Source organism: Marichromatium sp. AB31, assembly GCF_003718685.1.
Lineage (GTDB): Bacteria > Pseudomonadota > Gammaproteobacteria > Chromatiales > Chromatiaceae > Marichromatium > Marichromatium gracile.
In genome coordinates this window covers 351,558-366,472 of sequence record NZ_RHFI01000001.1, presented here as the reverse complement: position 1 = coordinate 366,472, position 14,915 = coordinate 351,558, and the positions used below count along the sequence as shown (strand labels likewise).

The window sequence follows — 14,915 nt, the reverse complement described above, 5'->3', positions numbered from 1 at the left end:
GTCAGAGCCGCCGATAGCTGGTGATATAGGGGTTCTCGCGCCCCTGGATGCGCGCGATCCGGCGCGAGCGCTCGCGCTCCCAGGCATCCGGCGGGTCGGCGTTGTTCCAGGCGGTGTAGAGCTGCTCGTCCTGACGACTCAACCGCAACCCGTAGGTATCGCGCATGTAGAACATGGTACGCGCGATGTCGCCGCGCACCCGCGTCGGCGGCTCCACCCGGCGATGCTCGGCGTCGATACGGATCTCGCAGGTGCCGTAACGCTCCCCGCCACTGACCATCCCCCAGTTGAAGTCCGAACGCTCGCCGTTGATCTGCCCCACCGCCGGGTAGAGGTTGTAGAGATCATTGTGCGCGGCCTCGAACACCGGATCGACGCGCTCGCAGCAGGCCCGCCCGGAGAGCTGGCGGCCACTGCTGGTACGACACTCGGCGAAGCGCTCGGGCTCGCGCCAGCACTGGCGGAAGTTGCCGAACTGCGCGGCCGGGAAGACGTGCTCGGCCTCGACCCGGCGCGCCCGGCGACTGCCGGCCAGGGCATCGAGCCCGCAACTGCCGAGCTCGACCTGGGCCTCGGTGTCATAGCGACAGCCGCAGTAGAAGGTCTCGCGATGATCGGCATAGATATCCTCGTAGAGCCAGCGCTTGGCGGTCGAGAAGCTGCCGGCGACCCGCGGCAGGCTGTCGAGCGCCGGCGGCGCGGGCACCGCCGCCGACTCCGGCCACCAGGCCGGCGGCTCTACCGGCAGACGGTCGACGAGGGCGAGCAGCTGATCGGCGGTCGAGCCGGCGACCACCGCCACCAGCCCACCGGCCCAGCTGCCGGCGTCGGCGACCAGGCCGACGGCGAGCTCGCGGATGTCGACGGTGATCGCCACCGCCTCGCGGGCATGTTCGGGCAACCGCTCGACCCAGGACTGGGGCAGCAGCGAGACGGCGAACACCAGAGCCGTGGCGAGCAGCAGCGTCCGCGCACGGCCACTGAGGCGTCTGAACCGGGCGAGGATCGAGGACCAAGGCGTGGATGAGCGGGTACGGGAGCGGGACCTGGATACGCGACGACGGGACATGGTACAGCACGACAAGAATGGGTACGGAACTGTAACAGATCCGCGCAACCCAAGGGCAAGAGCACCCCGGGCGTTGCCATTCGCGCCCGGCGTCGCCATCTGAGGCCAACCAACACAAACGGGGTTCGCCCCCCACTGCGCTCAAGGAGATCAACGATGGAAGGCAGCTCGCTCGCCGCGCTCGAACTGACACTGTTCCTCGGTCTGGTCGGCTGGCTGGTCTATACCCAGTACCGCAGCCGCAACCGCGACGACCGCAACGACGACGACAAACAGGGCTGAGTGTCGCCGCGCGGACCCGCCCCGGGTCGCGCGCACCGCGACTGAGCCTGATCAACCCCGCAACCGGCCCATCGCGTTATCTTCTGGACTCGGATGCCAACCACGGGCCGCACGATGACCGCCTCCATCGGAAACCGCCATTTCGTGCTGCGCCGGCTGCACTCGCTGCTGGGGCTGCTCCCGGTGGGCGCCTTCCTGATCTTCCATCTGTGGGAGAACTCGCAGTCGCGCTTCGGCGCCGAGCACTACAACCGCGAGGTGGTCGAGGCGCTCCAGGGGTTGAACTATCTGGTGCCGATCGAACTCCTGGTGATCGCGCTGCCGCTGCTGCTGCACGCGGTGATCGGGCTGGCGATCACCCGCGAGATGCGCGCCGAGCCCATCCGCTACCGCTATGCACGCAACTGGGCCTATTGGCTGCAGCGTCTCTCCGGGGTGGTGATCCTCCTCTTCCTCCTCCTCCATGTCGGCATGACCCGCATCCAGGGGCTGTGGACGCCGGCGATCCGCGACGATCTCTACGGCTACATGCAGACCCTGCTCTCCAACCCCGGGTTCTTCGCCCTCTATCTCGTCGGGCTGCTCGCCTCGGTGTTCCACCTCGCCAACGGCCTGTCGACCATGGCCATCGTCTGGGGACTGACCACCTCGGCGGCGGCGCAACGGCGCTTCGCCTGGGCCTGCGCCGGGTTCGGGGTGCTGCTCGCCGCGCTCGGGGTGCACGGCATGCTGGGGTTCCTGTCATGAGCGCACCGGGGGCGATCGTCGTCGGCGGCGGGCTCGGCGGGCTGTGGGCGAGCCTGCGTCTGGCCGAGGCCGGGTTCCCGGTACGGCTGTTCTCGCTGTTCGAGGTCAAGCGCAGCCACTCGGTGTGCGCCCAGGGCGGGATCAACGCGGTGCTCGACACCAAGGGCGAGCGCGACTCGATCGAGCAGCACATCCTCGACACCATCAAGGGCGGCGAGTACCTCGCCAATCAGCCGCCGATCAAGAGTCTGTGCGAGCAGGCCCCGGGGCTGATCGGCACCTTCGCGCGCATGGGCGTGACCTTTTCGCGCACCCCCGAGGGCGGGCTCGACCTGCGTCTGTTCGGCGGCGTCAAGCATCGGCGTACCTGCTTCGCCGGCGCCAGTACCGGCCAGCAACTGCTCTACGGCGTCGACCAGCAGGTGCGCCGGCTCGAGAGTCTGGGACGGGTGGAGAAGTTCGAGTGGTGGGAGTTCCTGTCACTGCTCATCGACGCCGACGGGCGCTGTCGCGGCATCCTCGCGATGGACCTGCGCAGCCTCGAGGTGCGCGCCTTCCCCGCCGAGACCGTGGTGCTCGCCAGCGGCGGCTTCGGCCAGCTCTACGCGCCCAAGACCACCACCTCGACCAACTCCACCGGCGCCGCCGCCAGCCGCGTCTATCAGCAGGGCGCCTGGTTCGCCAACGGCGAGTTCTTCCAGTTCCACCCGACGGCGATGCTCGGGCACGACAAGACCCGGCTGATGAGCGAGGCGGCCCGCGGCGAGGGCGGTCGGGTGTGGGTGCCGCGTACCCCGGGCGACCGCCGTGACCCGACCCGCATCCCCGAGCGCGAACGCTTCTACTTCCTCGAGGAGTTCTTCCCCGCCTACGGCAACACCGTGGCGCGCGACGAGGCCTCACGCGCGATCTGGCGCGTCACCCGCGAACTCGGGCTGGGCATCGGCGGCGGCGACCGGGTCTATCTCGACCTCACCCATCTCGATCGGCGCTTCGTCGCCACCCGCCTCGGCGCCATCCTCGAGATCTATCGCAAGTTCGCCGGCAGCGACCCGCTCGACACCCCGATGGAGATCTTCCCCGCCGCCCACTACGGTATGGGCGGGCTGTGGGTCGACTTCGAGCGCGATGCCGACGGCGGCATGCGCCCGGGCAGCGCACGCAACCATGCCACCAATATCCCCGGGCTCTATGCCTGCGGCGAGTGCGACTACGCCTATCACGGCGCCAACCGGCTCGGCGCCAACTCGCTGCTCTCGGCGAGCTTCTCCGGGCGGGTCGCGGGCGAGGCGGCGGCCAACTATCTGCGAGGGCTCGACCCGGCGCGACCGGCGCTGGCCGAGACGGTGATCGAAGCCGAGCGGCGCCGCCAGGAGACGATCAACCAGCGCCTGCTGGGCGCCGACGGCGAGGAAAACCCCTACACCCTGCACCAGGCGCTGGGGGCGTTGATGACCGAACGGGTCGGGGTGGTGCGCGACAACGCCGGGCTGGAGCAGGCCCTCGACGAACTCGACCGGCTCGAGGCGCGACTGGCGCGGATCGGTCTCGGCGAGGCCAGCCGCTGGGCCAACCAGACCCTGATCTTCACCCGCCAGCTCGCCGACATGATCGTGCTCGCCAAGGCGGTGACGGCCAGCGCCCTGGCCCGCGACGAGTGTCGCGGCGCCCATCACAAACCGGATTTCGAACTCCCCATCCCCGAGGGCAGCTTCCCGGGCGACCCCGAGTTCGAGGACTATCGCGCCCGCTGGCGCGAGAACAACACGCGCTGGCTCAAGACGACCCTGGCCGAGTACGCCGCGCCGCGCCCGCGCATCCACTACCAGGCGGTCGACCTCAGCGTCTGCCCGCCGAGCGAGCCGCGCGACTACCGCTGAGAGTGAGAGTCCCCGTCATGCGCGAAACACCCTCCACCATCGAGCTGCGTATCCGTCGTCAGGACGGCCCCGACACGCCGCCCTACTGGGAGACCTTCGTGCTACCCCACGCGCCCGATCACAACGTGGTCTCGGTGCTGATGGCACTGCGCGAGCACCCGCTCACCCACGACGGGCGGCGGGTCGATCCGGTGTGCTGGGATCACAACTGCATGGAGGAGGTGTGCGGCTCCTGCGCGATGCTGATCAACGGGGTTCCGCGTCCGGCCTGCTCGGCGCTGATCGACCAGCTCGAACAGCCGATCGTGCTCGAACCGTTGCCCAAGTTCCCGGTGGTACGCGACCTGCTCGTCGATCGCAGCGCCATCGACGCCGGGCTACGCAAGGTCCACGCCTGGATCGAGATCGACGGCGCCTGGGACACCCACGAGCCGCCACCGCGCATCGCCCCGCAACAATGGGCCGCCGACTATCTCTACAGCCGCTGCATGAGTTGCGGCTGCTGCATGGCCGCCTGTCCGCAGTTCGGCGCCGGCGCGGACTTTGTCGGCCCGGCGCCGCTGGCGCAGGTGCGACTGATGAACGCCCATCCCACCGGGCGTCATGACAAGACCGAGCGGCTGCACGCGATCATGGCCGAGGGCGGGCTGAGCGACTGCGGCAACGCCCAGAACTGCGTACGGGTCTGCCCCAAGGCGATCCCGCTGACCACCGCGATCGGCGAACTCGGGCGTCAGACCACGATCCAGGCGCTCAAGGACCTGTTCGGGTCGTCCTGACCCGGTCCGTCATCCGTACCGCGCGCTCACCCCAGCTGGAGATTCCGCGACGGCCTGGGGGCGACCGGGTCGTCACCGCCGCAGAGTTGAAAATAGGCACGGGCGAACTCGCGATCGGCGCCGAGGATGTGCGCCAGCAACCACTCACGCACCGTCTCCTGAATCACCGGGGAGAACACCGTCACCCCCTCGGCACGCCATTCACGCAACAGCGCCGTGTATTCGGCCATCATCAGGGCGTGCTCGCGCTGGTGCTCGGGCAGCTCATCGAAGCCGATCGCCCGCATGAACCGCTCCTCGTGCTGGAAGTGGGCGCGCGCCTGCTCGCCGAGCTCGGCGAGCGCCTCGATCAGGGCATGGGCCTCGCCGCTGCGTGTCGGCGTGGCCTCGGGACAGAACCTCAGGCAGAGGTCGGCGAGGCGCTCGATCAGCGCACGATGCTCCTGATCGATGACGTCGATGTTCAACGACCACTCCTCTCGCCACCTGGGTAGCTTGGACATAAGGGCCTCTCGTCATGATTGCGGACGCACCACCGGCGCCCGAGCGGCACTGTGCGATCGCCATACCCTTGACCCGATGCGCGCCGACGACGGCGCACAGCCCCACGAACTGGACAACGAGACGATTCGAACGGGTCCCTTTGCGAGACTCTTGATTGGCGTGACGGGTCTGGCGTGGCACCAACCTCATGCACCGGGGAAGGGCAGCACGGGACAGCGGGTCGCGTGACCTCTGCCGGTCCCCCCGGCCAGGAGCAGCTTTCCCAGCTCCGCGATCAGACGGTGCTGGGTCTGCGCCATGTCCCTGCAATAATAGATAATTTCATAGCCAACGGGGTCGGTGAGCGAGCATCGGCCGGCCAGCGGCCGCCAGGCGACCCGGATGGGACGACCACCAGTCCCGCCACCCTCGTCGTAGCGGCTCTGGACGTCGACGAAGGCGATCTCGGCACGCTCGATCAGGACGAGATATTGCATGGAGCGGATCGGCAGCAGCACCCGATCCATACCGCTGTGCATGCGGCGCAGCTGCAGGGCGTTGTGCAGCGGCGCGGGCAGGGTCGTCGATTCACGCGCGATCACGGTCCCGGGCCGATAAAAGACGAAACCAGGCCCGGAACTGTCCATGTCTCAATCCTCCTCGAGCTGGTCCGGGTCCCAGCCCGCGGCACGCGCCCGGCTCACCGCGACCTCGTAGATCCGGGCATGACGCTCGCGCAGCTCCGCGGGCAGGTTGGAGACCAGATGCCCATAAGGCGCCCAGGCCGCGCTGACCTTGTCATAGAGGTCATCGATCCCCTGAACCGTCCAGCCCTCGCAGGTCTCCTCCTCGGGGATCAGGCCGAACACCCAGGCGTCGCGGATGATGTTGGCCGTCGGCGTCATCCCGCCCTGGAGTTCATTGTGGATACCGGCATAGCGTTTGACAGACATGGCGTGATCCCTTGCTGGATTGAGAATCGGTGGTCAGCGACGATTGAACCGCAAAGGGGCGCCAGTCGCCAGCGGCCAGCGGCCAGCGGCCAGCGGCCAGGAGATTGAACCGCAAAGACCCGAAGGACGCGAAGAAAGCGACCAGCCTCCAGCAAACAGCCTCCGGTGTCGGCGTACGGTCAACCGCGACGCGACGAGACAACCCTGCCCCCCTCGCTGGAGGCTGGCAGCTGGCGGCTGGCGACTGAAGGCTGGCGGCTGAAGGCTAGGCGCTGATCGCCAATCCCACGATGGGCACGCTGCGCTTTGCCCATCCTACGTCGATGACGCCTGGTGTTCGCGGCGACGGTGAGGAAAAACGCCCGCTGGCGGCTGGCGGCTGGCGGCTGGCGGCTGAAGGCTGGAAGCCTTTCCTCATCTTCGCGCGCTTGACGGCTCAATCGGCTGATCGCTGTCAGGTGCCGAGCCGCCAGCCTTCGCCCCTGATGCCATCGCCATGGAGTCGAGCTAGAATTGAGGGCTTTTCCCGCGCGCCCGTTCACCAGCGGCGCGCCCGTCCGTTCCCGAGGAATCCCCAAGCGTGTCCGCAACTCTCATCGACCTGATCCGCCACGGCGAGCCCGTGGGCGGACGGCGCTACCGTGGCTGTGGCGTCGACGACCCCCTGTCCGAGACCGGCTGGCAGCAGATGCGCCACGCCGTCGGCGACGCCGCGCCCTGGACGCGGGTCCTGAGCTCGCCGCTGCAACGTTGTCAGGCCTTCGCCCGCGAACTCGCCGAGCATCATCGCCTGCCGCTGGAGATCGTCCCCGAGTTTGCCGAGGTCGGCATGGGTGCATGGGAAGGACGCGCCCATCACGAGATCGTCGTCAGCGAGCCCGAGCGTCATCGCGCCTACCGCAACGACCCGGTCGGCTGCCGCCCAGAAGGCGCCGAACCCCTGGAGGCCTTCCTCGACCGGGTCGTCAGCGCCTATCGCGCCCGGCTCGAACGCCACCCCGGCGAGCACCTGCTGATCGTCTGCCATTCGGGGACCACCCGCGCCATCCTCGGCGAGGTACTCGGACTCGGTCCGCACGACTGGTATCGCACCAAGACCGACTACGCCGGGATCACCCGTATCCGCCACGGCACCAACGGCCCGGTGCTCGAATGCATGAACCGCCCCACCCTGCCCTGAGCCGCCGCGATCCAGCGACCAGCTGGATCACGGATCCGAACCGCAAAGACACAAAGAGCACAAAGGAAGCGATTAGCTTGAATCGGGCAGCCTGCAGTCGGCGCCTGCAACCACCGCGATCGGAGACAAACGACCGTCTCCACAAGAACTGACAAGCCGACTGTTCGTCCCCTTCCTTAGCGATCTTTGTGTCTTGGCGGTTCAAGAACCCTTGAGACCTGACAGCCGCCTCCTAGACCATCTCCTGCGGGTCGACGTCGAGCGACCAGCGCACCCCCTTGATGCGACGCAGGGCACGCAGCGTCGGGGTCCAGTGGGCGAGGAAGTGTTGCAGCGCCGGACGCTGCGCGCACTGGACCAGCAGCTGGGCGCGATGGCGTCCGGCGCGACGCGACAATGGCGCCGGCACCGGACCGAGCAGCTCCACCTCGGACGAGCACAAGGGCTCGGCGTGTGCGCGCGCCGCGGCGAGGAAGGCGAGCGCGGCCTCCTGCTCCGGGGCCTCGGCGCGCAACAGCGCCAGATAGGTGAAGGGCGGCAACTGCGCCGCCTCGCGTTCGGCGAGCGCGGCGCGGGCGAAGCCGCCATAGCCCTCGCGCAGCAGCGACTGCAGCAGCGGGTGCTCGGGGTGGCGGGTCTGCAGCACCACCTCGCCGGCGCGCTCGGCCCGCCCGGCGCGCCCGGCGACCTGGACGATCAGCTGGGCGGTGCGCTCCGGGGCACGAAAATCGCTGGCATAGAGGGCGTGGTCGAGATCGATCACCCCGGCCAGGGTCACCCCGGGGAAGTCGTGCCCCTTGGCCAGCATCTGGGTGCCGAGCAGGATCTGCACCTCGCCGCGATGCACCGCGGCGAGCAACCGCGTCAGCTCGCCCTTGCGTCTGGTGCTGTCGCGGTCGATGCGCGCGATCCGCACACCGGGGAAGAGCTCGGTCAGCCCCTCCTCGAGCCGCTCGGTGCCGCGCCCGAGCATGCGCAGATCCGGCCCCCCGCACTGCGGACAGTCGCGCGGTACCGATTCGATCCGACCACAGTGATGACACCACAGCCGCCGCTCGCCCAGATGCAGGGTCATGCGCGCGTCGCAATCCGGGCAGACGCCGACCCAACCACAGCTGTGACAGGTCAGCACCGGGGCATAGCCGCGGCGGTTGAGCAGCAGCAACACCTGACCGCCCGTCGCCAGGGCTGCGTGCATGCGCTCGCGCAGCACCGGCGAGAGCCCGGCGCGCAAGGGCTGGTTGCGGATGTCGAGCAGGTTGATGGTGGGCGGTCGCGCACCGCCGGCGCGGCGCGGCAGCGCCAGACGATGGTAGCGACCGGCGATGACGTTGTGCAGGGTCTCGAGCGCCGGCGTGGCGGTGCCGAGCACCACCGGACAGCCGACGAGCTGGGCGCGGCGCACCGCCAGGTCGCGCGCCGAGTAGCGAAACCCCTCCTGCTGCTTGAGCGAGGGGTCGTGCTCCTCGTCGACTACGATCAGCGCCAGCCGCGGCAGCGGCACGAACACCGCCGAACGGGTACCGAGCACCACCGGCGCCTCACCGCTGGCCGCCTGGTGCCAGGCGCGCTCGCGCTCGCCGGCGGCGAGCGCCGAGTGCAACACCGCCAGGGGCCCCGGCAGACGCGTACGGAAGCGCTCGCGCAGCTGCGGCGTGAGTCCGATCTCGGGGACCATCACCAGCGCCTGACCGCCGGCGGCCACCACCTCGGCGATGGCGCGGATATAGACCTCGGTCTTGCCGCTGCCGGTGATGCCGTCGAGCAGGAAGGGGCGGAAGCCGCCGAGCGCCTCGCTCACCGCCGCCAGCGCCGCGGCCTGTTCGGGGTTGAGCTCGGGGGCCGCCAGCACCGCAGACGAGTCCGCCGACGCCACCGCACCCGGCTCCAGCCGACAGGACTCGACCAACCCCTTGGCGCGCAGTGCGCGCAGCGCGCTGGTGATGCCGCCGAGTTCCTCCTCCAGGTTGCGCTGCGCGAGGCCCTCGGGTGACTCGAGCAGACGCGCGAGCAGCGCCTGCTGACGCGGCGCCCGTGCCAGCTCGGCGGGTGTCAGGGCCGCACCAGCGGCAGTGAGACGGATACCGGCGACACCACTCGCGAGCAGCGGACCGGACTCACGCAACCGCGCCGGCAGCGCGGTGAACAGGGCATCGCCGAGCGGGTGACGATAATAACGGGCGGCCCAGCGGATCAGCGTCAGATCGGCTGGCGCGAACAGCGGTCGCGGGTCGAGCGCGCGCTCGACGGACTTGAGCCGACTCGGGTCACAGCCACACTCGGCGGCGTACTCGACCAGGATGCCGACCCGACGTGAACGACCAAAAGGCACCAGCACCCGGGTCCCCGGCTCGGGCTGCCCCATCGCGCCGGGCAGATAGTCGAACAATTCGTCGAGCGGACCGGGCAACGCCACCCGTGCGATCCTCGCCTCGGTCACAACACGACCTCGTCGACCGACTCGTCACCCACATCGATCCGCGTCGCTCCGCAGCCCCGGCACCTGTGGATAAGTCTGGGGACAGACGGCGACGAGCGCCTATCAAACAGCATCACCACGGTGACCCGAGGGTTTTGAACAGATTTTGACCATCAAAAAAACCGTCTTAAAAATCATTGAGTTAAAAATTATTCGTGAATTTTACCGGAAATGAACTCAACCATATCATCAAGACCGACACCAGCCCGCCGCTCTGTGAATGAAGTCTTCTCCCGACGGCGCTAGTGAGCCGCCGCGATGGGTCGGAGAGCATCCCATGACACACTCATTGAGCAACCTCGGTGGCGCCATTCATCCCCAGCACGACAGACGTTTCAATGAGTGCGCACAACGCTCGAGCGCGCCCGAATCATTCGTCCGCCGTGGATCAACGGATGCTTGGCGTCGGCAACCATTCGGTCATCCAGAGGTCATTGAAGATGACCGTCTGTCGGCTCGTCTTCTGGATCCAGCCGGCAATCCACCCAGGAAGAGGTAAAACCTTGCTTGCAGAAAGGATAACGGTCTGCGCGCAATGACTTGCGCAGGACGATCAAGTCTGTATCATGCAGGCAAATTCCGAGCCGCATTCCCGCTATGTTGTCATTGAATCAACAGGTACTGCGAACGGATCTGGCAGGCATGCCACTCGAGTGGATCGACTATCGCGTCGCCGCCCGGCTCTATTATCTCGGGCAGGTCGCCTATGCCTGCGGCCACACCCTGTTCCGGCTCTACGGCGGGGTCAATGCGCATACCCGGTTGCGCAGTCAATTGGTGATCCACTCGATCATCGCCACCTACGGCAATCATCAGGCGATGGTCAAGCAGAAGGACGACTATGTGCCGCCGCTCTCCAATCGCACCCTGTTCCAGCGCGACGACCACATCTGTCTCTACTGCGGCCAGCGCTTCTCGACACGCCATCTCTCGCGCGACCATGTGCGCCCGACCAGCAAGGGCGGCGAGGACCACTGGAACAACGTCGTCACCGCCTGCATGCGCTGCAACAACATCAAGGCCGGGCGCTCGCCCGAGGACGCCGGCATGGAGCTGCTGGCGGTGCCCTTCACCCCCAATCATGCCGAGTACATCTATCTGATGGGCCGTCACGTCCTCGCCGATCAGATGGAGTTCCTGCGCGCCCACTTCCCACGCACCAGCCCGCTGCACCGACGCATCCTCACGCGAGGGACGCAGTGAGCCTGAGCCTGGAGCAGGCGCTGGCCGCGCGCATCGGCGCGGCCAGCGGCCAGCCCTTCCACCCCGAGCGCCGGCGCACCCTGCACGGCGGCTGCATCAATCATGCGCTGGTGCTCGAATCCGGCGCACGCGGTTATTTCGTCAAGCTCAACAGCCCGGAGCGACTGACGATGTTCGAGGCCGAGGCCGAGGGGCTCGAGACCCTGGCCGGAGCCGCGGCGATCCGCGTGCCGCGACCGATCTGCTGCGGTCTGGCCGAGGGGCACAGCTTCCTGGCGATGGAGTACCTCGCGCTCGACGGTCGGCTCGACCCGGTGCGCGCCGCCCACGGGCTGGCGGCGCTGCACCGCACCAGCGCCGAGCGCCACGGCTGGCATCGCGACAACACCATCGGCTCGACCCCGCAGCACAACGCACCCTGCGCCGACTGGGCCGAGTTCTGGCGCGAGCGACGACTGCGCCCGCAACTCGAGCTGGCCGCCGCCCAGGGGCACGGCGGCGCCCTGCAGCGCGCCGGCGAGCGCCTGCTGCTCGGGGTCGACGCCCTGCTCGATCACGCACCGACACCCTCGCTGCTGCACGGCGACCTCTGGGGCGGCAACATCGGCGCCACCGCAGACGGCGCCCCGGTGATCTTCGACCCCGCCGTCTATCACGGCGATCGCGAGACCGACCTGGCGATGACCGAGCTGTTCGGCGGCTTCGGTCCGGCGTTCCACGCCGCCTACCGCGAGGCCTGGCCGCTGGCGCCGGGCTATGCGGTACGCAAGACCCTCTACAACCTCTATCACGTGCTCAACCACCTCAACCTGTTCGGCGGCGGTTATCGCCAGCAGGCCCAGGGGATGATCGAGCAGCTGCTCGCCGAGCTGGGCTGAACGGTCGACGCTTGCGCACACCCTCTGTCGTCGAGATGACGACTGTGTTAAAAGTGCGCCCAAGTCACCGCAGTCTGGCCTGGACCCCGGCTTGAACTATCAAGACGCCTTCCGTACCCCGCGCGAATTGCTGATCCTGCGTCACGCCAAGTCCGACTGGGACGCCGGCGCCGCCACCGACTTCGCCCGCCCCCTGGCCAAGCGCGGACGACGCGACGCGCCGCGGATCGGCGCCTGGCTCTATCGCGAGGGACTGGTCCCCGATCAGGTCCTCAGCTCGCCGGCCGAGCGCGCCCGCCAGACCGCGATCATGGTCTGCAAGCGGCTCGACTTCGACAAGCGTCGCATCCTCTGGCAACCGGGCCTCTACGAGGCCGACCTGCCCGCCCTGCTCGAGATCCTCGCACAGTGTCCGCAAGCGGCCGCTACGGTGCTGCTGGTCGGCCACAACCCCGGCCTCGAGCAGCTGCTCCAGTATCTCGCCGGAGATGATCTCGAGCCGCCGGAACACGGCAAGCTGCTGCCCACCGCGGCACTCGTCCGGCTGGAGATGCCGGCGGATTGGACGCGGCTCGAACCCGGCTGCGCCAATCTGCTCGCGCTCACCCGGCCGCGTCAGCTCGCCGACTGATCTCCGGCCTCCCCGCCCAACGTCGCAGCCCCAGCAACACCGCCACCAGCGCCGTCAGACCGCCGCCGATCCACAGCCCGGCACCGAGCGGATCGCGGGCGAAGGTCGCGGCCTGATAGAAGATCACCGCGACCAGATAGGCGACGCCGGTGGTCCAGGCGGCGACGAAGACTGCCCAGCGCGCCCCGGCCTCGCGCACGATGGCGCCGATGGTGGCGACGCAGGGGAAGTAGAGCAGCACGAACAGCAGATAGGCGAAGGCCCCGGCCTGGCCGTCGAAGCGCTCGATCATGGCCCCGAAGGTCGCATCCCGCACCCCCTGAACGGCGGCCGCCTCGGCGCTGTCGGCCAGCTCGCCGACGTCGAGCCCGAGCGGGTCGAGCACCCGCGCACCGAGCGCGCCGAGGTTGTCGCCGATGCTGGCCACCGCCTCGCCGAGCCGGGCGCCGAGCGCGAAGGTATCATCGTCCGCCGCCGCCGCGGCGCCCTCCTCCTCGGCGAGCCGGCCATAGAGCGAGTCGAGGGTGCCGACGATCACCTCCTTGGCGAGCACCCCGGAGATCACCCCGAGCACCGCCGGCCAGTTGTCCTCCTCGATCCCCAGCGGCGCGAACAACGGGGTGGCGGCACGGCTGGCGGCGGCGAGCACCGACTGGTCGCTGTCCTCGTTGCCGAGGCTGCCGTCGCTGCCGACGCTCGAGAGCAGGTTGAGCGCCAGCACCATCAGCACGATCACCTTGCCCGCCCCGCGCAGGAACAGCCGCACCCGGTCCCAGGTACGCAGCGCCACGCCACGCAGGGTCGGCAGGTGGTAGGGCGGCAGCTCCATCAGCAGCCCGGCACTCTCGCCGCGCAGCAGGCTGTGCTTCATCGCCAGCCCGCTGAGCACCGCCGCGGCGATACCGACGAGATAGAGCGCGAACACCAGGTTCTGCCCCGAGTGCGGGAAGAAGGCGGCGGCGAACAGCGCATAGACCGGCAGCCGCGCACCGCACGACATGAAGGGGTTCATCAGGATGGTGAGCTTGCGCTCGCGCTCGTGCTCCAGGGTGCGGGTGGCCATCACCGCCGGGACGTTGCAGCCGAAGCCGACGATCAACGGTACGAAGGCCTTGCCGGGCAGCCCGATCGAGCGCATGAAGCGATCCATGACGAAGGCCGCGCGCGCCATGTAGCCCGAGTCCTCGAGGATCGAGAGCACGATGTAGAGACTGGCGATGATGGGGATGAAGGTGCCGACCACCTGCAACCCGCCGCCGATGCCCTGGGCGAGTACCAGTTCGAGCCAGCCCGGGGCGCCGAGCGCGCCGAGCAGCGCGGCGGTACCGTCGACGAAGAGTGCACCGCCGGCGAGATCGAAGAAGTCGATGAAGGCACCACCGACGTTCATGGTGAACATGAACATCAGATAGATCATCAACAGGAACAAAGGGATACCGAAGGCGCGGCTGAGCACCACCCGGTCGATGCGATCGGAGAGGTTGCGTGCCGCCGCGCCGCGCGCGCGCGACACCCGCTGCGCCAGGGCGTGGGCATGGCCGAAGCGGGTGTCGGCGATGTGCAGATCGGCCTCGTCGCCGACGCGTTCGGCGATCTCGGCGCGTGCCTGCGCAGCGAGTGCGCGCGCCTCGGGCGTGGCGGCATGTTCGGCATCGGGGTCGGACTCGAGCAGCTTGAGTGCGAGCCAGCGGGCGTTGGCGCGCGGCTGCGCCGGGTCACAGGTCGCCGCCAGACGCTCGATCGCCTCCTCGACGCAGTCACCCTGGGCGAGTGCGTGTCCACCCGGTTCACGCCCCTCGGCCACCGCCAGCACCCGCGCCTGCAGCTCGGTGAGCCCCTCGCGGGTGACCGCCACCACCGGCACCACCGGACAGCCGAGCGCGGCGGCGAGCGCGGCGACATCGATCTCCACCCCGCGCTTGCGCGCCACGTCCATCATGTTGAGCGCGACCACCAGGTCGACGCCCATCTCCAGGAGCTGTACGGTGAGATAGAGATGACGCTCGAGGTTGGCGGCATCGATCACGTTGACGATCAGCCCGGCCTCGCGCGCGAGCAGATAGTCGCGGGTGACCCGCTCGTCGAGCGAGCTGGCATCGAGCGAATAGATCCCCGGCAGGTCGATCACCCGCAACCGCCGACCATCGAGTTCGAGCGCACCCTCCTTGCGCTCGACCGTCACCCCGGGCCAGTTGCCGGTGGTCTGGCGGATCCCGGTCAGGGCATTGAACAGCGCCGACTTGCCGCAGTTGGGGTTGCCGGCCAGGGCAAGGGTCAGCGGGGCCGGACGTTGATCATCGAGAGGGGTAAGGGTCGCCGTCATCGCTTCGATCCTGGTGTTGGGGCTCGCG

General features: G+C 68.7%; 14 protein-coding genes. 8 read left to right on the top strand and 6 right to left on the bottom strand.

What is annotated here, in order from left to right; translation table 11 throughout:
* Nucleotide 1 precedes the first annotated feature (1 nt).
* Nucleotides 2–1,069: an endonuclease gene (locus EBL84_RS01660; protein WP_223806940.1), complete on the bottom strand. Its 1,068-nt coding sequence runs from the start codon at nt 1,067–1,069 to the stop codon at nt 2–4.
* A 156-nt stretch (nt 1,070–1,225) separates the two neighbouring features.
* On the opposite strand from EBL84_RS01660, the gene EBL84_RS17460 reads away from it, so the two are divergent.
* The 4 genes from EBL84_RS17460 (at nt 1,226) to sdhB (ending at nt 4,757) form a co-directional block, all read left to right on the top strand.
* The gene (locus EBL84_RS17460; RefSeq protein ID WP_255419372.1) at nt 1,226–1,351 is read left to right on the top strand and encodes a hypothetical protein; all 126 of its coding nucleotides are present in this window, start codon (nt 1,226–1,228) and stop codon (nt 1,349–1,351) included.
* 114 nt (nt 1,352–1,465) lie between these two features.
* Complete coding sequence (locus EBL84_RS01655) at nt 1,466–2,098, top strand: succinate dehydrogenase (protein ID WP_123139222.1); 633 nt, start codon at nt 1,466–1,468, stop codon at nt 2,096–2,098.
* Entirely contained in the window at nt 2,095–3,978 is a 1,884-nt protein-coding gene (gene sdhA / locus EBL84_RS01650) for a succinate dehydrogenase (quinone) flavoprotein subunit (RefSeq protein WP_123139221.1), read from the top strand. The genes EBL84_RS01655 and sdhA overlap by 4 nt, the downstream gene beginning before the upstream one ends.
* A 17-nt stretch (nt 3,979–3,995) precedes the next feature.
* A complete protein-coding gene (gene sdhB, locus EBL84_RS01645; RefSeq protein WP_123139220.1) occupies nt 3,996–4,757 on the top strand; it encodes a succinate dehydrogenase iron-sulfur subunit in 762 nt (253 codons plus the stop codon).
* Nucleotides 4,758–4,783: 26 nt separating this feature from the next.
* Here the strand turns inward: sdhB and EBL84_RS01640 are convergent, their stop codons facing one another.
* The 3 genes from EBL84_RS01640 to EBL84_RS01630 form a co-directional block, all read right to left on the bottom strand.
* Complete coding sequence (locus tag EBL84_RS01640) at nt 4,784–5,260, bottom strand: bacteriohemerythrin (protein ID WP_123139219.1); 477 nt, start codon at nt 5,258–5,260, stop codon at nt 4,784–4,786.
* A gap of 186 nt (nt 5,261–5,446) precedes the next feature.
* The gene (locus tag EBL84_RS01635) at nt 5,447–5,887 is read right to left on the bottom strand and encodes a hypothetical protein (protein WP_123139218.1); all 441 of its coding nucleotides are present in this window, start codon (nt 5,885–5,887) and stop codon (nt 5,447–5,449) included.
* Nucleotides 5,888–5,890: 3 nt separating this feature from the next.
* Nucleotides 5,891–6,193 carry a hypothetical protein gene (locus tag EBL84_RS01630; RefSeq protein WP_123139217.1) on the bottom strand — a complete coding sequence of 101 codons (303 nt, stop codon included), beginning with the start codon at nt 6,191–6,193 and terminating at the stop codon, nt 5,891–5,893.
* A gap of 580 nt (nt 6,194–6,773) precedes the next feature.
* Here EBL84_RS01630 and EBL84_RS01625 point away from each other — a divergent pair.
* Nucleotides 6,774–7,373, top strand: a complete 600-nt coding sequence (locus tag EBL84_RS01625; RefSeq protein WP_123139216.1) for a histidine phosphatase family protein — start codon at nt 6,774–6,776, stop codon at nt 7,371–7,373.
* A 232-nt stretch (nt 7,374–7,605) separates the two neighbouring features.
* On the opposite strand, the gene EBL84_RS01620 is transcribed toward EBL84_RS01625, so the two are convergent.
* A complete protein-coding gene (locus EBL84_RS01620; protein ID WP_123139215.1) occupies nt 7,606–9,813 on the bottom strand; it encodes a primosomal protein N' in 2,208 nt (735 codons plus the stop codon).
* 636 nt (nt 9,814–10,449) lie between these two features.
* Here EBL84_RS01620 and EBL84_RS01615 point away from each other — a divergent pair.
* The 3 genes from EBL84_RS01615 (at nt 10,450) to EBL84_RS01605 (ending at nt 12,564) form a co-directional block, all read left to right on the top strand.
* The gene (locus EBL84_RS01615) at nt 10,450–11,055 is read left to right on the top strand and encodes an HNH endonuclease (RefSeq protein WP_123139214.1); all 606 of its coding nucleotides are present in this window, start codon (nt 10,450–10,452) and stop codon (nt 11,053–11,055) included.
* Complete coding sequence (locus tag EBL84_RS01610; RefSeq protein ID WP_123139213.1) at nt 11,052–11,933, top strand: fructosamine kinase family protein; 882 nt, start codon at nt 11,052–11,054, stop codon at nt 11,931–11,933. Before EBL84_RS01615 ends, EBL84_RS01610 begins: the two co-directional genes overlap by 4 nt.
* Nucleotides 11,934–12,024: 91 nt before the next feature.
* Complete coding sequence (locus tag EBL84_RS01605) at nt 12,025–12,564, top strand: histidine phosphatase family protein (RefSeq protein ID WP_123139212.1); 540 nt, start codon at nt 12,025–12,027, stop codon at nt 12,562–12,564.
* Here the strand turns inward: EBL84_RS01605 and feoB are convergent.
* Nucleotides 12,536–14,887 (bottom strand): Fe(2+) transporter permease subunit FeoB, encoded by a 2,352-nt coding sequence (feoB, locus tag EBL84_RS01600; protein WP_123139211.1) that lies wholly within the window; start codon nt 14,885–14,887, stop codon nt 12,536–12,538. The genes EBL84_RS01605 and feoB overlap by 29 nt on opposite strands.
* Nucleotides 14,888–14,915 lie beyond the last annotated feature (28 nt).

What these genes read in the sequence shown, in the direction of transcription:
- sdhB (WP_123139220.1), top strand. Translation starts at nt 3,996, where the DNA reads ATGCGCGAAACACCCTCCACCATCGAGCTGCGTATCCGTCGTCAGGAC.
- EBL84_RS01655 (WP_123139222.1), top strand. Translation starts at nt 1,466, where the DNA reads ATGACCGCCTCCATCGGAAACCGCCATTTCGTGCTGCGCCGGCTGCAC.
- EBL84_RS01635 (WP_123139218.1), bottom strand. Translation starts at nt 5,887, where the DNA reads ATGGACAGTTCCGGGCCTGGTTTCGTCTTTTATCGGCCCGGGACCGTG.
- EBL84_RS01615 (WP_123139214.1), top strand. Translation starts at nt 10,450, where the DNA reads ATGTTGTCATTGAATCAACAGGTACTGCGAACGGATCTGGCAGGCATG.
- sdhA (WP_123139221.1), top strand. Translation starts at nt 2,095, where the DNA reads ATGAGCGCACCGGGGGCGATCGTCGTCGGCGGCGGGCTCGGCGGGCTG.
- EBL84_RS17460 (WP_255419372.1), top strand. Translation starts at nt 1,226, where the DNA reads ATGGAAGGCAGCTCGCTCGCCGCGCTCGAACTGACACTGTTCCTCGGT.
- EBL84_RS01660 (WP_223806940.1), bottom strand. Translation starts at nt 1,069, where the DNA reads ATGTCCCGTCGTCGCGTATCCAGGTCCCGCTCCCGTACCCGCTCATCC.
- feoB (WP_123139211.1), bottom strand. Translation starts at nt 14,887, where the DNA reads ATGACGGCGACCCTTACCCCTCTCGATGATCAACGTCCGGCCCCGCTG.
- EBL84_RS01630 (WP_123139217.1), bottom strand. Translation starts at nt 6,193, where the DNA reads ATGTCTGTCAAACGCTATGCCGGTATCCACAATGAACTCCAGGGCGGG.
- EBL84_RS01640 (WP_123139219.1), bottom strand. Translation starts at nt 5,260, where the DNA reads ATGTCCAAGCTACCCAGGTGGCGAGAGGAGTGGTCGTTGAACATCGAC.